Below are 19,487 nucleotides of genomic sequence, written 5' to 3' on the forward strand. Positions count from 1 at the left end.
ACATCATATCAGCGATGGTGGTCCTTGAGCGAACCGGCGACACGATCGAACGTCGCACGGTCGAGGATCGCACCCTCGCGCCGCACCTGGGAGGGGTCGACGCGCAGGATCCTATCGAGCCTCACCTCGCTGGGACGCCCACGAGAGTCCCACGGTCCGGCGCCGATGTCCATCCAGTACCGGCCCCAGCGCGCCTCCTGGGCGGCGTCCTGGTCGTGGTCCTTGCTCGTGAGCATGAGCCCGAGCAGCCAGCGTCCGTCGTGCCCGATGAGCAGCACCGGACGGTCCTTGCCCTGGCTGTGGTCCTCCTCGAACGGCACCCACGTCCACACGACCTCGCCTGGATCCGGGTCGCCGTCGCGCGAGGGGGCGTACTTCACCCGCGGCACGCCCGTGAAGTCGCCGGGATAGCCGGTGGCGGTCGCGGTCCCGGTGGACGATGCGCCGGGACGCGGCGTCGTACGGACGGCGCGGACGATGCGCCGGAACAGGTCGAACAGGGAGCTCACCCCGCCGACGGTACCGGCCCCTCGTGCGGGTCCGCCACGGCCGCCGGGCCGCCGAGCTCGAGCTCGTGCTCGGGCTTCGCGTGGCCGAAGAGGAAGCCCTGGCCCAGCGCCCAGCCGTGCTCGCGCGCGATCGCGCGCTGCGCCTCGGACTCGACGCCCTCGATCACGCCGGACATGCCCAGGCTGCGGGTGAGCGTCGCGACGGTCGTGGAGATGCGGTCGCCGGTGCCCCGGTCGCCCAGCCGCAGCGTGAACTCGCGCGCGAGCTTGAGGCCGGACACGGGGTTGAGGAGCACGGAGCTGAGGGCCGAGTAGCCGGTGCCGAAGTCGTCGATGATGAGGTCGACGCCGAGCGCCGTGAGGCCGTCGAGGTCGGACTTCGCCGCCTGGGTGGCGATGAGCATGCCGGACTCGGTGATCTCGAGCCCGAGGCGCGAGGGGTCGATCCCCGTCGCCTCGAGGGCGTGCGTCACCACGCGGGTGAGGTCCGCCGAGCCGATCTGCCGCGTCGACACGTTGACGAAGACGCGGCCGGTGAACTCGGGGTGCGCGGCGATGAACTCGCACGCCTCGGTGATGACGAACGCGCCGAGCGGGACGACGAGGTTCGCCTCCTCGCACACCTCGATGAACTCCTCGGGCAGGAGCAGCCCACGGTTGGGGTGCTGCCAGCGCACGAGCGCCTCGTACGCGACCACCTCGGCCGTGTCGAGGCGCACGATCGGCTGGTAGTGGACCACGAGCTCGCCCTCGCGGATCGCGGCGCGCAGCTCGGACTCGATCGACAGCTTGTTGAGCGCGTGCGAGCGCAGCTCGCTGGAGAACACCTCGACGCGCGCGCGGCCGCGCTGCTTGGCGGCGTACATGGCGGTGTCCGCGTTGCGCAGGAGGCTCTCGGCGGTGAGCTCGGGCTCCGCGAGCGCGAGGCCCGCGCTCACGGTGGGCACCACCTCGTGCCCGCTCACGTTGAACGGGACCTGCACGTCCGAGGCGATCACGGTGAGGAACGCCTCGGCGGCGGCCTGCGTCGCGACGGACTCGAGGATGACGACGAACTCGTCGCCGCCGAGCCGCGCGACGGTGTCGCCGGGGCGGACGGCCCCCTTGATGCGGCGCGCGATCTCCTGGAGCAGGGTGTCGCCGGCCTCGTGGCCCAGCGAGTCGTTGACCACCTTGAAGTGGTCGACGTCGAGGAAGATGCACGCGACCGTGTGGGCGTCGGTGCGATGCGCCTCGAGGGCGGCCTCGAGGCGCTCGAGCAGCAGCGTGCGGTTCGCGAGCCCCGTGAGGTGGTCGTAGAGGGCGCGGCGCTCGAGCAGGTCCTTCGCGCGCCGGATCTCGGTGATGTCCTCGACGTGCACGAGGTAGCGGGCCTCGCCCTCGCCGTCGGCGGGGGAGACGGTCATGCGCGTCCACACGGCGTCGCCGCTGCGGTGCAGCAGGCGGGTCTGCGCCTGGAAGTACGGCAGCTCGCCCTGGTCGAGCTGCCAGCGCAGCTCCTCGTCGCGCGGGATGTCGTCGGGGTGCGTGAGGTCGCGCAGGCGGTAGGTGCGCAGCGCGGCCACCGAGCGGCCCACGATGCGCGCGAAGGCGCCGTTGACGTCGATGAGGGCGCCGTCGGCCCCGAGCACCACCATGCCGATGGGCGAGCCGTCGAACGCGGGACGGAACAGATCGGTCTCCGCCATCGTCGCCTCCTCCCGGGTCGTCGCCGCGCGCACCGTGCACGCGGTCCATTCCGTGTATCGGCATCTCGGCGGCGGCCATGAGGGTTCCGGGTCGCCGCGCTGCGTCCCGACTTCATGGGAGAATAACCCGCACCCGAAAACAGTCCGAACCGAGGAACCGTCATCACCGTGTCCGCAGATCCCCGCATCGAGCCCGCCTCGACCCAGCCGGCGCTCATCCGCAACTTCTGCATCATCGCGCACATCGACCACGGCAAGTCGACCCTCGCGGACCGCATGCTCCAGCTCACCGGCGTCGTCGAGCCGCGCCAGATGAAGGCGCAGTACCTCGACCGCATGGACATCGAGCGCGAGCGCGGCATCACCATCAAGTCGCAGGCCGTCCGCATGCCCTGGGAGGTCGACGGCGAGCCTCACGCGCTCAACATGATCGACACCCCGGGCCACGTGGACTTCACGTACGAGGTGTCGCGGTCGCTGGCCGCGTGCGAGGGCGCGATCCTCCTGGTCGACGCGGCGCAGGGCATCGAGGCGCAGACCCTCGCGAACCTGTACCTCGCGATGGAGAACGACCTCACCATCATCCCGGTGCTCAACAAGATCGACCTGCCGTCCGCGGACCCCGACCGCTACGCCGCCGAGCTCGCGCAGCTCATCGGCTGCGAGGTCGACGACGTGCTGCGCGTCTCCGGCAAGACCGGCGCGGGCGTGCCCGAGCTGCTCGACCGCGTGGTGCGCGACATCCCCGCGCCCGTCGGCGACGCGGACGCCCCGACCCGCGCGATGATCTTCGACTCGGTCTACGACACCTACCGCGGCGTGGTCACCTACGTCCGCGTGGTCGACGGCTCGCTCAAGCCGCGCGAGAAGATCGCGATGATGTCGACGCTCGCCACGCACGACCTGCTCGAGATCGGCGTCATCAGCCCCGAGCCGAAGCCCACCAAGGGGCTCGGCGTGGGCGAGGTGGGCTACCTCATCACCGGCGTGAAGGACGTGCGCCAGTCCAAGGTCGGCGACACCGTGACGGCGGCCGCGCGCCGTGCCGAGGAGTCGCTGGGCGGCTACCGCGACCCCAAGCCGATGGTCTACTCGGGCCTATTCCCGCTCGACGGCTCGGACTTCCCGATCCTGCGTGACGCGCTCGACAAGCTCCAGCTCAACGATGCGTCGCTCGTCTACGAGCCCGAGAGCTCGGTCGCGCTCGGCTTCGGCTTCCGCTGCGGCTACCTCGGCCTGCTCCACCTCGAGATCGTCCGCGACCGCCTCGAGCGCGAGTTCGGCCTCGACCTCATCTCGACCGCGCCGAACGTGGTCTACGAGGTCGAGATGGAGGACGGCAAGGTCCACACCGTCACCAACCCGAGCGAGTTCCCGGGCGGCAAGGTCGCCGCCGTGCGCGAGCCCGTCGTCAAGGCGTCCATCCTGGTGCCCAGCGAGTTCATCGGCACCGTGATGGAGCTGTGCCAGGAGCGCCGCGGCGTCATGGGCACCATGAACTACCTGAGCGAGACGCGCGTCGAGATGCACTACACGCTGCCGCTCGCCGAGGTCGTCTTCGACTTCTTCGACCAGCTCAAGTCGCGCACGCGCGGCTACGGCTCGCTCGACTACGAGCCCGCGGGCGAACAGGTCGCGGACCTCGTCAAGGTCGACATCCTGCTCCAGGGCGAGCAGGTCGACGCGTTCAGCGCGGTGGTGCACAAGGACAAGGCGTACGCGTACGGCCTGTCGATGGTGGGCAAGCTCAAGGACCTCATCGACCGCCAGCAGTTCGAGGTGCCCGTCCAGGCGGCCATCGGCTCGCGCATCATCGCCCGCGAGACCATCCGCGCCATCCGCAAGGACGTCCTCGCCAAGTGCTACGGCGGCGACATCTCCCGCAAGCGCAAGCTGCTGGAGAAGCAGAAGGCCGGCAAGAAGCGCATGAAGAACATCGGCTCGGTCGAGGTGCCGCCGGAGGCCTTCATCGCCGCGCTGTCCACATCCGACGACGGCTCGGACAAGGGCAAGAAGAAGTAGCGTGCCCCCGTCCGACGCGACGGATCATGCCCTCACCAGGCATGATGAGCACATGAATACCGTCGCAGGGGTGAGGGACCTCGGCGTCTACGTCCACGTCCCGTTCTGCTCGGTGCGCTGCGGGTACTGCGACTTCAACACGTACGCTCCCGGCGAGGTCGAGGGCGCGACCCGCGAGGGCTACGTCGAGGCGGCGCTGCGCGAGATGGAGCTCGCGCGCACCGCGATGCCGGGCGACGCCCGCGCGGCCCGCACCGTCTTCTTCGGCGGCGGCACCCCGACGATGCTGGACTCGTCCGCGCTCATCGCGCTGCTCGACGGCGTGCGCGGCACGTGGGGCCTGAGCGCCGATGCGGAGGTGACCACCGAGGCGAACCCCGACTCCGTCACCCGGGAGTCACTGCGCGCCCTCGCGCGCGCCGGCTTCACCCGCGTGAGCCTCGGCATGCAGTCCGCGGTACCGCACGTGCTGCGCACGCTCGACCGCACCCACAAGCCGGCGAACGTCGAGCGCGCCGTGTCGGCGGCGCGCGACGCGGGCCTCAAGGTCAGCCTCGACCTCATCTACGGCACCCCCGGCGAGAGCCTCGACGACTGGCGCAGGAGCCTCGAGGCGGTCCTCGCGCTCGAGCCCGACCACGTGAGCGCGTACGCGCTCGTCATCGAGCCCGGCACCCGCATGGGCGCGCAGCTGCGCCGCGGCGAGGTCGCGCCCACCGATCCCGACGTGCAGGCCGACATGTACGAGCTCGCCGACACGCTCCTGAGCGAGGCCGGCTACTCCTGGTACGAGGTGTCGAACTGGGCCCGCGAGCCCGGCGACCGGTGCCGCCACAACATGGCGTACTGGCGCAGCCAGGACTGGTGGGGCATCGGTCCCGGCGCGCACTCGTACATGGGCCCGCATGCGCTGCCCGACGGCGGCGAGGCGCCCGCGCGCCGCTGGTGGAACGTCAAGCACCCGCGCGCGTACGCCGCCCGGCTCGCCGCGGGGGAGAGCCCCGAGGCCGAGGGCGAGGAGCTCGCCGGCGACGACCTGCGGCTCGAGCAGGTGATGCTCCGGCTGCGGCTGTCCGAGGGCATCCCCGCGGAGCTGGTCGAGGACCGGGCCGAGGCGGTCGCGAAGCTCATCGCGGACGGGCTCCTCGACGGTGCCGCCGCCGTGCGCGGCACGCTGCGCCTCACGCGCCGCGGGCGTCTGCTCGCGGATCTCGCGGTCCGCGCGCTCGCCTTCTGACGCCACCCCGGGCGTCCCTGCCACGGTCCCGGACGTGCGGCACGGAGCGACTCGCCGCGCGCATCTGGGCGTTCGCCCGGCATGTCCCCGATGTCCGTTCCGGGCCCTATCCTGGTGGGCCGCCACACCGGCCCTGACCAGCAGGAAGGAGCGGCGGCCGCCGGCCGTCCGAGACGCTCATCAGCACCGACACCCTCTCGCGGGAGCTCCCGCGCGCGCGCCCGACCCGCGCCGTCCCGCGCGGACGGATCGCGGGTCTCGACGGCCTGCGCGCGATCGCGGTCGTCCTCGTCGTCGCGTACCACCTCTCGCCCGCACGGCTCCCGGGCGGCTACGTCGGCGTGGACGTCTTCTTCGTGCTGTCGGGCTTCCTCATCACCACGATCCTGCTGCGCGAGCGCGCGGATCGCGGGCGCATCTCCCTCAGACGCTTCTGGGTGCATCGCGCGCGGCGCCTGCTGCCCGCGCTGGTCGCCGTGGTCGCCGTCTGCGTGGCCGGCGTCGCCGCGGCCGCCGGGATCGTGCGCCTGAGCGGCGGCGCAGTCGAGGGGTCCCTGTGGGGCGACCTCCTCGTGGGCGTCGGCAGCCAGGTCGCGGCCGCCGCGACGTTCACCAGCAACTGGGCGGCGGTGCTGCTCGGCCGCAGCTACGCCGCCGCATCGTCCCCGCACCTGTTCGAGAACCTGTGGTCGCTCGCCGTCGAGGAGCAGTTCTACGTGCTGTGGCCGCTCGCCGTGATGGGTCTCGCCGCCGCGGGCCTGGCGATGCGCCGCGCCGCCTGGGCGGCGGCCACGCTCGCCGCCGCGTCCGCGCTCGCCATGGCGCTGCTCCTGCCGGACGGCGACCCGACGCGCGTCTACCTCGGCACCGACACCCACGCGTTCGGGCTCATGATCGGAGCGGCCCTGGCGTTCTGGTGGGCGCGGGACGATGCGCGTCAGGCGCCGGCGGCGCAACCCGCCCGCGCGGTCACGCTCGGCGTCGTGGGGCTCGTCGCGCTCGCGGCGATCGCCGCCTTCCTGCCGTGGGACTCGCCCTGGACCTACCGGGGCGGGCTGGTGCTCGCCTCGCTCGCCACGGCTGCCGTCATCCACCTCGTGGTCGCGCTGCCGGCCCTGGGGCAGCGCCTCGACTCCCGCGCGCTGCGCTGGGTGGGGGACCGTTCGTACGGCATCTACCTGTGGCACTGGCCGGTCCTCGTCATCGTGGTGACCGCGCTCGACGGCGGCCGGGTGCGTGACGCCTCGGGCCTCGCGGTGATCCTCACGGTCGCCGCGACGGTCGCGGCGGCCGCCGCCTCGTACCGCTGGATCGAGATGCCGGTGCGGCGCATGGGCCTGCGCAGGTCCGCGCGCGTGCTCGCGGGGTGGCTGCGCCCGCCGGGAGAGCGTGTGCGCCCGCGCCGCGCCGCCGCGGTGGGCGGGTCGGCGGCGGCCGTGCTCGCGCTCGCGGCGACCGGCCTGGTGCTCGCGCCCGAGCGGACCTCGCTGGAGGTGCGGCTCGAGGAGGGGGCCACCCTCGCCGCGCGCCTCGAGGCGGCCCCGCCGCGGCCCGCCGCGACGCCCGCCGCGATCCCAGCGCCCGGGACGCCCGCATCGTCCGTGCTGGGGACGGGGGAGACGCCGCTGCCGGCGCGCGTGCCGCCGCCCGGGGCGCTGCCGGAGCGCGCCCCGGAGACGCCGTCCGGCGCCGACGTGACCGTGATCGGCGACTCGGTGGCGCTGGGCTCGGCGCCGGCGCTCGCGGAGGCGCTGCCGGGCATCGCGGTCGACGCGGAGGTGGGCCGCCAGTTCGCCGCGGGCGTCGACCGGGTCGAGCAGCTCGCGCGCAAGGGCCGGCTGCGGGACTACGTGGTGGTCGCGCTCGGCACGAACGGCGCGGTGCCCGAGGAGGAGATGGACCGGCTGCTTGCGGCGGTCGAGGGGCGGCCCGTGGTGCTGGTGACGCCCTACGGCGACCGGTCGTGGATGGCCGGCTCGCAGCGCGCGGTGCGGGACGCCGCGCGGTCGCACCGCAACACGGTCGTCGCGGACTGGCAGCGCGCCGTCGAGCGCGATCCCGACGTGCTGGGCTCCGACGGGATCCACCCGGACGACGACGGCGCGGCCGTCTTCGCGCGCCTCGTCACGCGCGCGCTGAGGGACGCGGCCGCGCTCGCCTGAGCCGCCCGCCCGGTCCCGGACGTACGAAGGCCGGGCCCCGGGGACGACCCCGAGGCCCGGCCGTCGCGACCCGTCAGCGGATGAACGGGATGACGAGCGGGATCCGGTAGTACTCGCCGCGGTTGGCCTTGACGCCGGCGACGATCGAGATCACGAGGGCGTAGATGCCGTAGCCGATCATCGCGGGCAGGGTCACGATGAAGCCGAAGCCGAGCGTGATGATGCCGAGGACCACGCCGCCGACAATCACGGCGAGCGACGTGAGCTGGAGGTTGAGGTTGGTCTTGCCGTGCCAGTCCACCAGCGCGCTGCGCTCGCGGTAGATGAGCCACATGACGAGCGGCACCACGAAGGCGAGCGTGCCCGCGGACACCACGATGGCGACGGCGGCGAGGATGTGCACCAGCATGGCGATGGTGCGGGCGTCGGACTCGAGCATGGGGGCCGGGGCGACGTAGGGCGGCGTGGGGGCCGCCTGGGGCTGCTGCGGCGGGACGGTGCTCCCGTCCTGCGGCGTCTGGGGCTGGGTGGTGTCGTTCATGCCTCCAGGCTCCCAAATGCGACAGGGCCCCGCATCCACCACGAGGGGGAGCGGGGCCCTGATCTTCGTCGGGGGGATCCCCCTTACTTCACGATGCGCCAGTTGAACGGGTAGCGGTAGCGGTCGCCCCGGTAGGCGGCCACGCCGGCCATGATGCACAGCACCAGCACGAGGATGCCGACGGCGAAGATGATGAGGTAGCCGATGAAGACGACCGTGAGGATCGAGCCCACGATGTAGGCGATCGTCGTGAGGATCGAGAAGTTCAGCGCCTCCTTGCCCTGGTCGTCGACGAACGCGCTGCGCTCGCGGAAGATCAGCCAGATGATGAGCGGCGGCAGGAAGCCGAACAGGATGATGCCGAGGTGTGCGAGCATCGCCCACAGGCGCTCGTCGTTCTGCGTCATCGGCTGCGGCGCGTAGGGCTGCTGCGGCGGAGGAGGCGGGGACTGCGGCGGGGGCGGCGGGTTCTCGGACATGGCTCTCTCCCTCGGATGCGGACCTGGGCGGGGCGCGTGAGGCGCCCACGCACCTCACACTCTCACGAGAAGGGCCCGCTAGGGCGTGCATCCGCGGGCGCGTCCCGGCACGCCGGGACCACCCCGGAGAGGCGTCCGGAGGCCGCGATAGGATTAGCACTCGTCGAGTTCGAGTGCCAGGAGGGAACGTGAGCGAGGAACGTCGCCGCGCCGTGCTCCGCGCGATCGTGGAGGACTACGTGTCCACCCACGAGCCCGTGGGGTCGAAGGCCCTCGCGGAGGCGCGCACGCTGGGTGTCTCCTCCGCGACCATCCGCAACGACATGGCGATCCTCGAGGAGGAGGGGCTCATCGCGCAGCCCCACACCTCCGCGGGGCGCATCCCCACGGACCTGGGCTACCGCTCGTTCGTGGACCAGCTCGCCGCGGCGGCGCTGCCCGACGCGCACAAGCGCGCCATCGGCACGTTCCTGTCCGACGCCGTCGACCTCAACGACGTCGTCGAGCGGTCCGTACGGCTGCTCAGCCAGCTCACCCGCCAGGTCGCCGTGGTCCAGTACCCGTCGCTGCGGGAGTCCGCGGTGCGCCGGATCGAGCTGGTGCGCATGGGCGCCGAGCACGCGCTGATCGTCGTGGTGTCCGCGGACGCGCGCGTCGACCAGCGCACCATCTCGCTGGGCGAGGCCACCTCGGACGAGGCGTTCGAGCGCACGGTGCGCGAGGTCAACGCCACGGCGGAGGGGCTCACCGGCGCCCGGCTGGAGGCGGCGCTCACCATGTGGGCCGCCGCACCCGACCAGGTGCCGTGGGCGGGGGCCGTCGCCGACTTCGTGGTGACCGCCGCGCGCGGCGGCACCGTCGAGCGGGTCGTGTTCGCGGGTGCGTCCAACCTGGCACGCGCGGGATCCGGCCTCGAGGCGGACACCATCGCGCCCGTGCTGGACGCGCTCGAGGAGCAGGTGGTGCTGCTGCGCCTGTTGCACGAGATGGCGGCCGAGGGGGACGATGTCACGGTTCGCATCGGCGCGGAGACGCACCACGAGGCGCTCTCGCGCACCTCGATCGTCGCCGCGGCCTACGGCCGCGACGCCGCCTCACTCGTGGGCGCTCTCGGACCGACACGCATGGACTATCCGGGGACGATGGCCGCCGTACGCGCCGTCGCCCGCTATCTGTCGAAAGTGGTGGAGCTCTAGGTGAAGGACTACTACGCCGTCCTGGGCGTCTCTCGAGACGCCTCCGAGGCGGAGATCAAGAAGGCGTACCGCAAGCTCGCGCGCGAGTTGCACCCCGACGTCGCGGGTGCGGAGGGCGAGGAGCGGTTCAAGGAGGTGGCCGCCGCGTACGACGTGCTCGGCCACGCCGACAAGCGCGCCCAGTACGACCGCGGCGTCGACCCCCGCGCGGCCTCCGGCGGCGCCGGCGGCCCGCAGGGCTTCGGCTTCGAGGACATCTTCGAGACGTTCTTCGGCGGAGGCGCCGGCCCGTTCGGCGCGCAGCAGCGCGGCCCCGCGTCGCGCGTCCAGCGCGGCGGCGACACGCTGGTCCACACCGAGGTCACGCTCGAGGAGGCCGTGTTCGGCGTCACCCGCGAGATCCAGGTGGACCTCGCCGACGTCTGCACCACGTGCCACGGCTCGTGCTGCGCGCCGGGCACCGAGCCGCAGACCTGCCGCCAGTGCAACGGCACCGGCGCGGTCCAGCGCGTCGCCCGCTCGCTGCTCGGCCAGGTGATGACCACCGCGCCGTGCCCCACCTGCGGCGGCTACGGCTCGACCATCGAGACGCCGTGCGGCGACTGCTCCGGCCAGGGCCGGACCCACTCGCGCCACACCGTGAGCGTCGACATCCCCGCGGGCGTCGAGACCGGCACCCGCATCCGCATGACGGGTCAGGGAGACGCGGGCATCGCGGGCGGCCAGAAGGGCGACCTCTACATCGAGATCCGCGAGCGCCAGCACGCGGTCTTCGAGCGCCGCGGCGACGACCTGCACTGCAACCTCGAGGTGCCCATGACGGCGGCCGCGCTCGGCACGGTCATCGGCGTGGACACGTTCGACGGCGAGCAGGAGGTGGACGTCCGTCCGGGCACCCACGCGGGCTCGACCGTGAGGCTCAAGGGCCTCGGCGTCGGGCGCCTGCAGCGCGCGGGCCGCGGCGACCTCTACGTGCACCTCGACGTCGTCACGCCCACCGAGCTCACCGACGAGCAGACGGAGCTGCTGCGCCAGCTCGCGGAGCTGCGCGGCGAGCAGGCCCCCGAGGCCCGCCTCGCGCCCATCGGCGGCGGCGTGTTCTCGCGCCTCAAGGACGCGCTCAAGGGCCGCTAGCGGTGACCGCGCCCGTCTTCGTCGACCCCGCGGCGGCCACGGCGGCCGTGGGCGACCTCGTGCGGGTCGAGGGGGACGAGGCGCGCCACGCCGTCACCGTCCAGCGCCGCCAGGTCGGCGAGCGCGTGGACGTCGTGGACGGCGCCGGCGCGCGGGCGGGCGGCCTCATCGCCGCCACGGGCGACCGGTGGATGGAGGTCCGGATCGACGCGGTGAGCCGCGACCGCGACCCGGACGTCACGCTGGTGCAGGCGCTCGCGAAGGGCGGGCGCGACGAGCAGGCCGTCGAGGCGGCGGTCGAGCTCGGTGCCACGCGCATCGTCCCGTGGGCGTCGGACCGCGCCATCGTGCAGTGGCGCGGCCCCAAGGCCGCCAAGGGGCGGGAGAAGTGGGCGTCGCTCGCGCTCGCCGCCGCCAAGCAGAGCCGCCGCGCGATCGTCCCGGCCGTGGACGATGCGGTGACCACCCGCCAGCTCGCGGCACGGGTGGGGGAGGCGGTCGCCTCCGGCGCGCGGGTGCTCGTGCTGCACGAGGCCGTGGCGACGCCGATCGCGGGCCTGACCTGGGCCGACGCCGACACGCCCGTGTGGCTTGTCGTCGGCCCCGAGGGCGGGATCTCCGACGCGGAGGTCGAGGCGCTCGTCGCCGCCGGCGCCGAGGCGGTCGTGCTCGGGCCGCACGTGCTGCGCGCCTCGTCGGCCGGTCCTGCCGCGCTCGCGGCCCTCGCTGCCCTGCGCGGTCATTGGGGCGGGCCGGTCACTACGCTAGGGGGATGAGCACCACGGACTGCATCTTCTGCAAGATCGTCGCGGGGGAGATCCCGTCGACGAAGGTCGTCGAGACCGACAACGTCATCGCGTTCCGCGACATCGCGCCCAAGGCGCCGGTGCACGTGCTCGTCGCATCGAAGCAGCACGTCCCCAACATCGCCGCGGCCGCGCGCGAGATCCCCGAGGTCCTCGCGGAGATGGCGCAGGTGGCTCAGCAGATCGCGGACGACGAGTGCGGCGGCGAGTACCGCCTCATCTTCAACACCGGCCCCGCTGCGGGCCAGACCGTGTTTCACGTGCACGGCCACATCATGAACGGCGGCGCCCTGGGGTGGGACGCGTGAGCGTGACCCGGGTGGTGGTCGTCGACGACGCGGCGCGGATGCCCGACCTGCTCGGCTCGGGCGACGGCGTGCTCCGGGAGGTCGAGCGGGCGTTCCCCGCGGTCGACATCCTCGTGCGCGGCAACCGCATCACCTTGACGGGCGACGAGGACGACGTGGACGCCGCGGCCTCCGCGGTCGAGGAGCTGCGCGACGTGCTCGGCGCGGGTGTGCCGCTGACCCCCGAGGTCGCGCGCGAGTCCGTGCGGATGCTGCGCTCCACCGGACCTTCGACGGGCGGCACGACCGCCGTGGCCGAGCGTCCCGCGGGCGTGCTGAGCCGGTCGATCCTGTCGACGCGAGGCCGCACCATCCGTCCCAAGACGCAGGGCCAGGCCTCGTACGTGCACGCGATCGAGAGCCACACCGTCACGTTCGGCATCGGCCCCGCGGGCACCGGCAAGACGTACCTCGCGATGGCGCAGGCGGTGGCGGCGCTGCAGGCCAAGCGGGTCAACCGCATCGTCCTCACCCGCCCGGCCGTCGAGGCGGGCGAGCGCCTGGGCTTCCTGCCCGGCTCGCTCAGCGAGAAGATCGATCCGTACCTGCGGCCGCTGTACGACGCGCTGCACGACATGGTCGACCCCGAGTCGATCCCGCGCCTCATGGAGGCCGGGACCATCGAGGTGGCGCCGCTCGCGTACATGCGCGGACGCACGCTCAACGACGCGTTCGTCATCCTCGACGAGGCGCAGAACACCACGCGTGAGCAGATGAAGATGTTCCTCACGCGACTGGGCTTCGGCACCACGATGGTCGTGACGGGCGACGTCACGCAGGTCGACCTGCCCGGCGGCACCCGGTCCGGCCTGCGCGCCGCGTCCGAGATCCTCTCCGGGGTCGAGGACATCGCGTTCTGCCACCTCGGCGCGCAGGACGTGGTCCGCCACCGCCTCGTGAGCGACATCATCACCGCGTACGCGGAGAACGACGAGAAGGACGAGGGCCGCGGCCCGCGCCCCACCGGCCAGCGCCGCCGGTTCGACCGGGAGGAGCGCCAGTGATCGAGGTCAACAACGAGACCGACGCGAGCATCGACGAGGTCGAGTTCGCGGAGCTCGGGCGCTACGTGCTGGGCCAGATGCACGTCGCCGAGGGCGCGGAGCTCGCGATCATGTTCGTCGACGAGGAGGCGATGGAGCAGCTCCACCTCCAGTGGATGGACGAGCCCGGACCCACCGACGTGCTCAGCTTCCCCATGGACGAGCTGCGGCCGGGCACGCCCGAGGAGCCCACCCCGGCCGGGCTGCTGGGCGACATCGTCGTGTGCCCGTCGGTCGCCAAGCGTCAGGCGGCGTCCGCCGGTCACAGCGCGGAGGAGGAGATGCTCCTCCTCACCACGCACGGGATCCTCCACCTGCTCGGCTACGACCACGTCGAGCCGGAGGAGGAGAAGGAGATGTTCGCGCTCCAGCGGAACCTCCTCCTCACGTTCCTCGCGTCGCGGTAGGGCGGTTGCGGCACCCCGTGTAGGGTGCCGGGCATGATCGCGCCGAGGGGGGCCACCGCGCTGGCCATGGCCATGTCCGCGCTGCTGCTGGCGGGATGCAGCGGCGAGCCGCAGCCCGTGGTGACGGTGACCGTCACGGCGGAGCCGACGGCCGCCGCGGAGGCCGTGCCGTCGCCCACGCTGGCGCCCGCCGCGGCGGAGTCGGGAGACGTCTTCGCGTCAGGCGTCGGCTACACGATCTCGGCGACGCAGACCGCGGACGAGTCGACCGACGCCGCCGGCAACGCGGTGTCGTACGACCCGATGAACATCGCGGACGGCGACCCGGACACGGCGTGGCGAAAGTCCGCGGAGGACTGGTCGGGCGACGACTACCTCCTCGTGGCGTTCGACGCGCCGATGACGCTGTCGCGCGTGGGCCTCGTCAACGGCTACGCCAAGGTGGACGCCTCGAGCGGCACGGACCGCTACCTCCAGAACCACCGCCTGTGCTGGGCGACGTTCGAGCTCTCCGACGGCTCCGCGTGGAGCATCGAGCTCGACACGGAGGACCGCACGATGCAGTCGATCCCGGTCGCCGGCACCGTCGACTGGGTGCGGATCACGGATCTCTACTACTGCGGCACCGAGGACCCCGAGGCGACCCGGGACTTCATCGCGATCTCCGACGTCGAGATCATCGGCAAGCCCGCGTAGCCCGCGGCGGGCGCACGCGCCCGCGAGGTGGACCGGCTGCGACTAGTCTGGCTTCCCATGGGACGGCACGCGTGACAGAGACCGCCATCAGCCTGCTCGTGGCGGTCGTGGTCGCGGGGCTCGCGGGTGCCGCGGCCCTCCATGCCGTCGTCGCTGCCTTCGAGCAGATCCCCTACGCGGACGAGCGCCGCATGGCGGGCCAGCTGCGGCCCGACGGCGTCCCGACGCGCGCCGCGCGGCTCGCGGCGCTGCCGGACCACGCCGACAACGCCTCGTCCGTCGCGTACGCGTCCCTCGAGGCCGTCGCGACCGTGGCCTGGACCGTGCTCGCGCTCGCGCTCGGCGACGCGCTCGGCTGGGAGACCGGGCCGACACTGATCCTCGCGTGGGCGGTCGCGACGTTCCTCGCGCTGGTGGTCGTGCGCGCGTGGCCGCGCGCCGCGGCCCGCCGCGCACCCGAGACCGCCATCCGTGCGCTGGCGCCGCTCGCGTGGACGCTGATCCGCCTGACCACGCCCATCCGCGCGGTCGTGCCCGCGCTGCGGATCCGCGAGCTCTCGGAGCCCGAGGACCTCGTCGAGCAGGCCGGCGAGGCGCTCGAGGAGGAGGACGCCGAGCTGCTCCGCTCCGTGGTCGGCCTGGGCGACACGCTCACGCGCGAGGTCATGGTGCCGCGCACCGACATGGTCACGATCCAGGCGGGGACGCCCGCGCGCAAGGCGATGGTGCTGTTCATGCGCTCCGGCTTCTCGCGCGTGCCCGTGATCCGCGGCGAGGTCGACGACACGGTCGGCGTGCTCTACCTCAAGGACGTGGTGCGGGCGACGTGGGATCACCCCGAGCGGCTCGAGGAGCCCATCGACGGGCTGCTGCGCGAGGCGGTCTTCGTGCCCGAGTCGGTGCCCGCCGACGACCTGCTGCGGCGCATGCAGGACGAGGTGTTCCACATGGCCGTCGTGGTCGACGAGTTCGGCGGCGTCGCCGGCGTGGTGACCATCGAGGACGCGCTCGAGGAGATCGTGGGCGAGGTGGTCGACGAGCACGACCGCTGGATGCCCGAGGTGGAGGACCTGGGCGACGGCCGCTACCGGTTGCCCGCCCGCTGCGGGCTCGACGAGCTGGCCGAGCTGTTCGACGTCGAGATCGACGACGAGGACGTCGAGACGGTCGCCGGGCTGCTCGCCAAGGCGCTGGGCAAGGTGCCGATCCCCGGCTCGCGCGCGACCGCGCACGGGATCGAGCTGTTCGCCGAGCGCGCGGAGGGCCGCAGGCGCACGCTGGTGTCGGTGATCGCGATGCGCGCCGAGGTGGACGATGCGGCGCCCGGCACGAGCGAGAACGAGACGGTGCCGCGCAGGCGCGGCCGGAAGGACGAGGACGATGACTGAGAACCACCGATCCGGCTTCGCGGCGTTCGTGGGCAGGCCCAACGCCGGCAAGTCGACCCTGATGAACGCGCTGGTGGGGGACAAGGTCGCGATCATGTCGTCGCGTCCCCAGACGACGCGCCGCGCGATCCGCGGCATCGTGAACCGGCCAGAGGCTCAGCTGGTGATCGTGGACACGCCCGGCCTGCATCGTCCCCGCACGCTGCTGGGCGAGCGCCTCAACGACCTCGTGCGCGAGACCCTCTCCGAGGTCGACGTCATCGGCTTCTGCCTGCCCGCCGACGAGAAGGTGGGCCCCGGCGACAAGTGGATCGCGCGCGAGCTCGCCGATGCGCGACGTCCCGTCGTCGCGATCGTCACCAAGGTCGACAAGGTGTCGCGCGAGCGCGTCGCGGCGCACCTGCTCGACGTGTCGCAGCTGGGGGAGTGGGCCGAGATCGTCCCGGTGAGCTCGGTCAAGGACATCCAGATGGGCACGCTCGTCGACGTGCTCGCGAAGTACCTGCCCGAGGGGCCCGCGCTGTACCCCGAGGGCGAGCTCACGGACGAGCCCGAGGACGTGCGCATCGCGGAGCTCATCCGCGAGGCGGCGCTCGAGGGCGTGCGCGACGAGCTGCCGCACTCGATCGCCGTGGTGATCGAGGAGATGGTCGAGCCCGACTCCGAGGACGCGCATCGGCCCGTGCTGGAGATCCGCGCCCACGTGTTCGTGGAGCGCGACTCGCAGAAGGGCATCATCATCGGCAAGGGCGGGTCGCGGCTCAAGGAGGTCGGAGCGACCGCGCGGGCCGGCATCGAACACCTGCTGGGCCGGAAGGTCTACCTGGACCTGCACGTCAAGGTCGCGAAGGACTGGCAGCGCGACCCCAAGCAGCTGGGCCGCCTGGGGTTCTAGCGATTCCCAATGACAATGGGGACGAGGGTTGTCGCGCGCGAAGGTTGGGACGGTCGCACGGCTCCCACGCGCCGCAACGCTCACATGTGTCATTGGAAGTCGACGGCGTGCCTCCCGGCTACTGGATCGAGGACAGGATCTTGAGCGCCTGAGCGAGCAGCAGGACGAAGCCGCCGCTGCTCAGCAGGATGATCGCGAGGACGGTCGGGACGGCCCAGAAGGGGTGCTCCTTCTTGGCGGAGGCGGTCGCGGTGGCGGTCGGCTCGGTGGCGGTCTGGTCGGGCATGGGGACTCTCCTCATCGGTTTCGTACTAAGTACGTCTAGTGCTGTCCACTGTAGTCGTACTTAGTACGAACGGCAAGGGTGGGTGTGGATGGCGGATCGATCGCGCCTCGATCCGACGAGCGTGCTGGAAACGGCACGTGCGCAGGACCGCTCAGCGGATGGTCCGACGTGCGGGCTGGCGGGAGAGCTTGCGAGCCGGGGGAGGGCGCGCATCGTACATCGGCTATGGTGGACGCATGCGTGCACGCTCGCTGCTCCTTAGCTGCCGCGACGAGGCCTAGAACAGGCCGGATCCTCGTCGCGGCGGTTCGTGTGCCGGCTCACAGGACAGCGACACAGCTAAGGATTCCCTCATGATCAGCGAGCACTACACCGGCGGCGCCCAGACCGCGTCACCGATGCCCATCAAGAAGTACGTCCCGTTCGATCGGCAGATCGAGGTCGAGCTGCCGGACCGGACCTGGCCGGGCAACCGCATCACCAAGGCGCCGCGCTGGTGCGCGGTCGACCTGCGCGACGGCAACCAGGCCCTCATCGAGCCCATGAACGCCGAGCGCAAGATGCGGATGTTCGAGCTCCTCGTCCGCATGGGCTACAAGGAGATCGAGGTCGGCTTCCCGAGCGCGAGCCAGACTGACTTCGACTTCGTCCGGCAGCTCATCGAGGAGGACCGGATCCCCGACGACGTCACGATCCAGGTCCTGACGCAGGCACGCGAGCACCTCATCGAGCGCACCTACGAGTCGCTCAAGGGTGCCAAGCAGGCGATCGTCCACCTGTACAACTCGACGTCCATCCTCCAGCGCGAGGTCGTCTTCCGCGCGGACGAGGACGAGGTGCTCGACATCGCCACCCACGGCGCGATGCTCTGCCAGAAGTACGAGGAGTCCATCCCGGACACCCGGATCTTCTACGAGTACAGCCCCGAGTCGTACACGGGCACCGAGCTCGCGTACGCCGTCCGCGTGTGCAACGCCGTGCTCGACGTGTGGAAGCCGACCCCGGACCGCAAGGTCATCATCAACCTGCCGGCGACGGTGGAGATGGCGACGCCCAACGTCTACGCCGACTCGATCGAGTGGATGAACCGCAACCTCGACTACCGCGACAGCGTCGTGCTGTCCCTGCACCCGCACAACGACCGCGGCACCGCGATCGCGGCGGCGGAGCTGGGCTACATGGCCGGCGCGGACCGCATCGAGGGCTGCCTGTTCGGCAACGGCGAGCGCACCGGCAACGTCGACCTCGTCACGCTGGGCATGAACCTCTTCAGCCAGGGCATCGACCCCGAGATCGACTTCTCCGACATCGACGAGGTGCGCCGCACCGTCGAGTACTGCAACCAGCTCGACGTGCACCCGCGCCACCCGTGGGGCGGGGACCTCGTCTTCACCGCGTTCTCCGGCTCGCACCAGGACGCGATCAAGAAGGGCCTCGAGGCCATGGACGCGAAGGCCGAGAAGCAGGGCGTCGCGGTCGACGACCTGCTGTGGGCCGTCCCGTACCTGCCGATCGACCCCAGGGACGTCGGCCGCTCGTACGAGGCCGTCATCCGCGTGAACTCGCAGTCCGGCAAGGGCGGCGTCGCGTACCTGCTCAAGACGGAGCGTCATCTCGACCTGCCGCGCCGCCTCCAGATCGAGTTCTCCCGCGTGGTCCAGCGCGCCGCCGACGCCTCCGGCGCCGAGATGACCGCGGACTCGCTGTGGCAGATCTTCGAGGACGAGTACCTCCCGGCCGCGGACCCCGCGCGCACCTGGGGCCGCATCGCCCTGGTCGGCACCCGCGGCACGTCGAGCGAGACCGGCCCGGACACGCTCGCGGCGGACATCACCGACGGCGGCACCCCGATGACCATCGAGGGCTCGGGCAACGGCCCGGTCGCGGCCTTCGTGGCAGCGCTCGGCACCCGGGGCGTCAAGGTCGAGGTCCTCGACTACCATGAGCACGCGATGAGCACCGGCGGCGACGCCACCGCCGCCGCGTACGTCGAGTGCGCGATCGGCGACGAGATCCTCTGGGGCGTCGGCATCGACCCGTCGATCACCACCGCGTCGCTCAAGGCGATCATCTCGGCCGTCAACCGCGAGGGACGATGATCCGTCGCCCGGCCGGAGTCGCCGCGGCCGCCCTGGTCGCGGCGACGCTGTCCGCCTGCGGGTCCTCGATCCCGGACACCGAGCTCTCCGACCTCTCGGGCCTGGGTCTCGAGAAGGTCGAGTGCGCTGACACGGTGCAGATGGCCGGCATCGAGTCGGACGACGACGAGGCCGTCATCGAGTGCTGGACGGGTGCCCCCGACGCGGGGCTGCTCGCGACCGCGGATGCGGTCCTCGAGCTGCTGCTCGCCGACAACTCCGGTGCCGAGGACGTGAGCGCGGCGCTGTGCTGGGACGACACGGTGACGGATGCCGAGGCGAGCGCGTGCCGCGCGATCCTCGTCGGCGACACCACCGACGGCGCCGTGGTGTCCGCGGTGCTCGCGCTCAAGGACCCCGTGTCCGTCATCGGCGAGCTGTCGGACGACCCGACGGACGACGAGGTCGAGTCCGCGCTCGCGGGCGCGGACGTCGAGGTGCTCGTCTTCAGCGAGCCGGCCTCGTCGGAGACCGGCGGCGCCTGACCCGCGCCTGCCGGGCGGCCGACCCGCG

At 72.2% G+C, this 19,487-nt stretch carries 19 protein-coding genes; 14 read left to right on the forward strand and 5 right to left on the reverse strand.

Going from position 1 to position 19,487, the window contains the following annotated elements; translation table 11 throughout:
• Positions 1 to 8: 8 nt before the first annotated feature.
• Positions 9 to 509, reverse strand: coding sequence for a type II toxin-antitoxin system PemK/MazF family toxin (locus AOM07_RS10585; RefSeq protein WP_062313606.1), 501 nt, complete (start codon positions 507 to 509; stop codon positions 9 to 11).
• A complete protein-coding gene (locus AOM07_RS10590) occupies positions 506 to 2,197 on the reverse strand; it encodes a putative bifunctional diguanylate cyclase/phosphodiesterase (RefSeq protein ID WP_156171909.1) in 1,692 nt (563 codons plus the stop codon). The genes AOM07_RS10585 and AOM07_RS10590 overlap by 4 nt, the downstream gene beginning before the upstream one ends.
• 168 nt (positions 2,198 to 2,365) lie before the next feature.
• On the opposite strand from AOM07_RS10590, the gene lepA reads away from it, so the two are divergent.
• The 3 genes from lepA (at position 2,366) to AOM07_RS15120 (ending at position 7,618) form a co-directional block, all read left to right on the forward strand.
• Positions 2,366 to 4,219 (forward strand): translation elongation factor 4, encoded by a 1,854-nt coding sequence (gene lepA / locus AOM07_RS10595; protein WP_228374438.1) that lies wholly within the window; start codon positions 2,366 to 2,368, stop codon positions 4,217 to 4,219.
• A gap of 52 nt (positions 4,220 to 4,271) precedes the next feature.
• Positions 4,272 to 5,456 (forward strand): radical SAM family heme chaperone HemW, encoded by a 1,185-nt coding sequence (gene hemW / locus AOM07_RS10600; protein WP_084830254.1) that lies wholly within the window; start codon positions 4,272 to 4,274, stop codon positions 5,454 to 5,456.
• 248 nt (positions 5,457 to 5,704) lie between these two features.
• Positions 5,705 to 7,618 (forward strand): acyltransferase family protein, encoded by a 1,914-nt coding sequence (locus AOM07_RS15120; RefSeq protein ID WP_267127783.1) that lies wholly within the window; start codon positions 5,705 to 5,707, stop codon positions 7,616 to 7,618.
• A 73-nt stretch (positions 7,619 to 7,691) separates the two neighbouring features.
• Here the strand turns inward: AOM07_RS15120 and AOM07_RS10610 are convergent, their stop codons facing one another.
• Complete coding sequence (locus AOM07_RS10610) at positions 7,692 to 8,159, reverse strand: DUF4870 domain-containing protein (RefSeq protein ID WP_062313616.1); 468 nt, start codon at positions 8,157 to 8,159, stop codon at positions 7,692 to 7,694.
• Between the two features lie 83 nt (positions 8,160 to 8,242).
• Positions 8,243 to 8,638 carry a DUF4870 domain-containing protein gene (locus AOM07_RS10615; protein ID WP_062313618.1) on the reverse strand — a complete coding sequence of 132 codons (396 nt, stop codon included), beginning with the start codon at positions 8,636 to 8,638 and terminating at the stop codon, positions 8,243 to 8,245.
• Positions 8,639 to 8,826: 188 nt separating this feature from the next.
• Between AOM07_RS10615 and hrcA the strand changes: the two genes are divergently transcribed.
• From hrcA to era, 9 genes are all read left to right on the forward strand, one after another.
• The gene (gene hrcA, locus AOM07_RS10620; RefSeq protein ID WP_062313620.1) at positions 8,827 to 9,834 is read left to right on the forward strand and encodes a heat-inducible transcriptional repressor HrcA; all 1,008 of its coding nucleotides are present in this window, start codon (positions 8,827 to 8,829) and stop codon (positions 9,832 to 9,834) included.
• Entirely contained in the window at positions 9,835 to 10,968 is a 1,134-nt protein-coding gene (gene dnaJ / locus AOM07_RS10625) for a molecular chaperone DnaJ (RefSeq protein ID WP_062313622.1), read from the forward strand. It abuts the gene before it with no gap.
• Positions 10,969 to 10,970: 2 nt separating this feature from the next.
• Positions 10,971 to 11,744, forward strand: a complete 774-nt coding sequence (locus AOM07_RS10630) for a 16S rRNA (uracil(1498)-N(3))-methyltransferase (protein ID WP_062313624.1) — start codon at positions 10,971 to 10,973, stop codon at positions 11,742 to 11,744.
• Positions 11,741 to 12,082 (forward strand): histidine triad nucleotide-binding protein, encoded by a 342-nt coding sequence (locus AOM07_RS10635; protein ID WP_062313626.1) that lies wholly within the window; start codon positions 11,741 to 11,743, stop codon positions 12,080 to 12,082. Before AOM07_RS10630 ends, AOM07_RS10635 begins: the two co-directional genes overlap by 4 nt.
• A 38-nt stretch (positions 12,083 to 12,120) precedes the next feature.
• The gene (locus tag AOM07_RS10640; protein WP_082101491.1) at positions 12,121 to 13,125 is read left to right on the forward strand and encodes a PhoH family protein; all 1,005 of its coding nucleotides are present in this window, start codon (positions 12,121 to 12,123) and stop codon (positions 13,123 to 13,125) included.
• Positions 13,122 to 13,571, forward strand: coding sequence for an rRNA maturation RNase YbeY (gene ybeY, locus AOM07_RS10645; protein ID WP_062313630.1), 450 nt, complete (start codon positions 13,122 to 13,124; stop codon positions 13,569 to 13,571). The genes AOM07_RS10640 and ybeY overlap by 4 nt, the downstream gene beginning before the upstream one ends.
• Before the next feature lie 33 nt (positions 13,572 to 13,604).
• On the forward strand, positions 13,605 to 14,267 hold the full coding sequence (locus AOM07_RS10650; protein ID WP_062313632.1) for an NADase-type glycan-binding domain-containing protein: 663 nt from the start codon (positions 13,605 to 13,607) through the stop codon (positions 14,265 to 14,267).
• Positions 14,268 to 14,338: 71 nt separating this feature from the next.
• On the forward strand, positions 14,339 to 15,655 hold the full coding sequence (locus AOM07_RS10655) for a hemolysin family protein (protein ID WP_062313634.1): 1,317 nt from the start codon (positions 14,339 to 14,341) through the stop codon (positions 15,653 to 15,655).
• Positions 15,648 to 16,550 carry a GTPase Era gene (gene era, locus AOM07_RS10660; RefSeq protein WP_062313636.1) on the forward strand — a complete coding sequence of 301 codons (903 nt, stop codon included), beginning with the start codon at positions 15,648 to 15,650 and terminating at the stop codon, positions 16,548 to 16,550. Before AOM07_RS10655 ends, era begins: the two co-directional genes overlap by 8 nt.
• Positions 16,551 to 16,668: 118 nt before the next feature.
• Here era and AOM07_RS14760 read toward each other — a convergent pair whose 3' ends face one another.
• Positions 16,669 to 16,836 (reverse strand): hypothetical protein, encoded by a 168-nt coding sequence (locus tag AOM07_RS14760; protein WP_156165576.1) that lies wholly within the window; start codon positions 16,834 to 16,836, stop codon positions 16,669 to 16,671.
• A gap of 353 nt (positions 16,837 to 17,189) precedes the next feature.
• Here AOM07_RS14760 and leuA point away from each other — a divergent pair, with 353 nt between their 5' ends.
• Both leuA and AOM07_RS10670 read left to right on the forward strand, forming a co-directional pair.
• On the forward strand, positions 17,190 to 18,935 hold the full coding sequence (leuA, locus tag AOM07_RS10665; protein ID WP_062313639.1) for a 2-isopropylmalate synthase: 1,746 nt from the start codon (positions 17,190 to 17,192) through the stop codon (positions 18,933 to 18,935).
• Positions 18,932 to 19,459, forward strand: coding sequence for a hypothetical protein (locus AOM07_RS10670; RefSeq protein WP_062313641.1), 528 nt, complete (start codon positions 18,932 to 18,934; stop codon positions 19,457 to 19,459). The genes leuA and AOM07_RS10670 overlap by 4 nt, the downstream gene beginning before the upstream one ends.
• Positions 19,460 to 19,487: the final 28 nt, after the last annotated feature.

The sequence above is a fragment of the Demequina rhizosphaerae genome, from assembly GCF_000971255.1.
In the GTDB taxonomy this organism is placed as follows: domain Bacteria; phylum Actinomycetota; class Actinomycetes; order Actinomycetales; family Demequinaceae; genus Demequina; species Demequina rhizosphaerae.

Coding starts and splice junctions, on each gene's coding strand:
- AOM07_RS10590 (WP_156171909.1), bottom strand. CDS start 2,197: ATGGCGGAGACCGATCTGTTCCGTCCCGCGTTCGACGGCTCGCCCATC.
- hemW (WP_084830254.1), top strand. CDS start 4,272: ATGAATACCGTCGCAGGGGTGAGGGACCTCGGCGTCTACGTCCACGTC.
- AOM07_RS10610 (WP_062313616.1), bottom strand. CDS start 8,159: ATGAACGACACCACCCAGCCCCAGACGCCGCAGGACGGGAGCACCGTC.
- AOM07_RS10615 (WP_062313618.1), bottom strand. CDS start 8,638: ATGTCCGAGAACCCGCCGCCCCCGCCGCAGTCCCCGCCTCCTCCGCCG.
- AOM07_RS10635 (WP_062313626.1), top strand. CDS start 11,741: ATGAGCACCACGGACTGCATCTTCTGCAAGATCGTCGCGGGGGAGATC.
- AOM07_RS10640 (WP_082101491.1), top strand. CDS start 12,121: ATGCCCGACCTGCTCGGCTCGGGCGACGGCGTGCTCCGGGAGGTCGAG.
- AOM07_RS10650 (WP_062313632.1), top strand. CDS start 13,605: ATGATCGCGCCGAGGGGGGCCACCGCGCTGGCCATGGCCATGTCCGCG.
- era (WP_062313636.1), top strand. CDS start 15,648: ATGACTGAGAACCACCGATCCGGCTTCGCGGCGTTCGTGGGCAGGCCC.
- AOM07_RS14760 (WP_156165576.1), bottom strand. CDS start 16,836: ATGCCCGACCAGACCGCCACCGAGCCGACCGCCACCGCGACCGCCTCC.
- leuA (WP_062313639.1), top strand. CDS start 17,190: ATGATCAGCGAGCACTACACCGGCGGCGCCCAGACCGCGTCACCGATG.
- AOM07_RS10670 (WP_062313641.1), top strand. CDS start 18,932: ATGATCCGTCGCCCGGCCGGAGTCGCCGCGGCCGCCCTGGTCGCGGCG.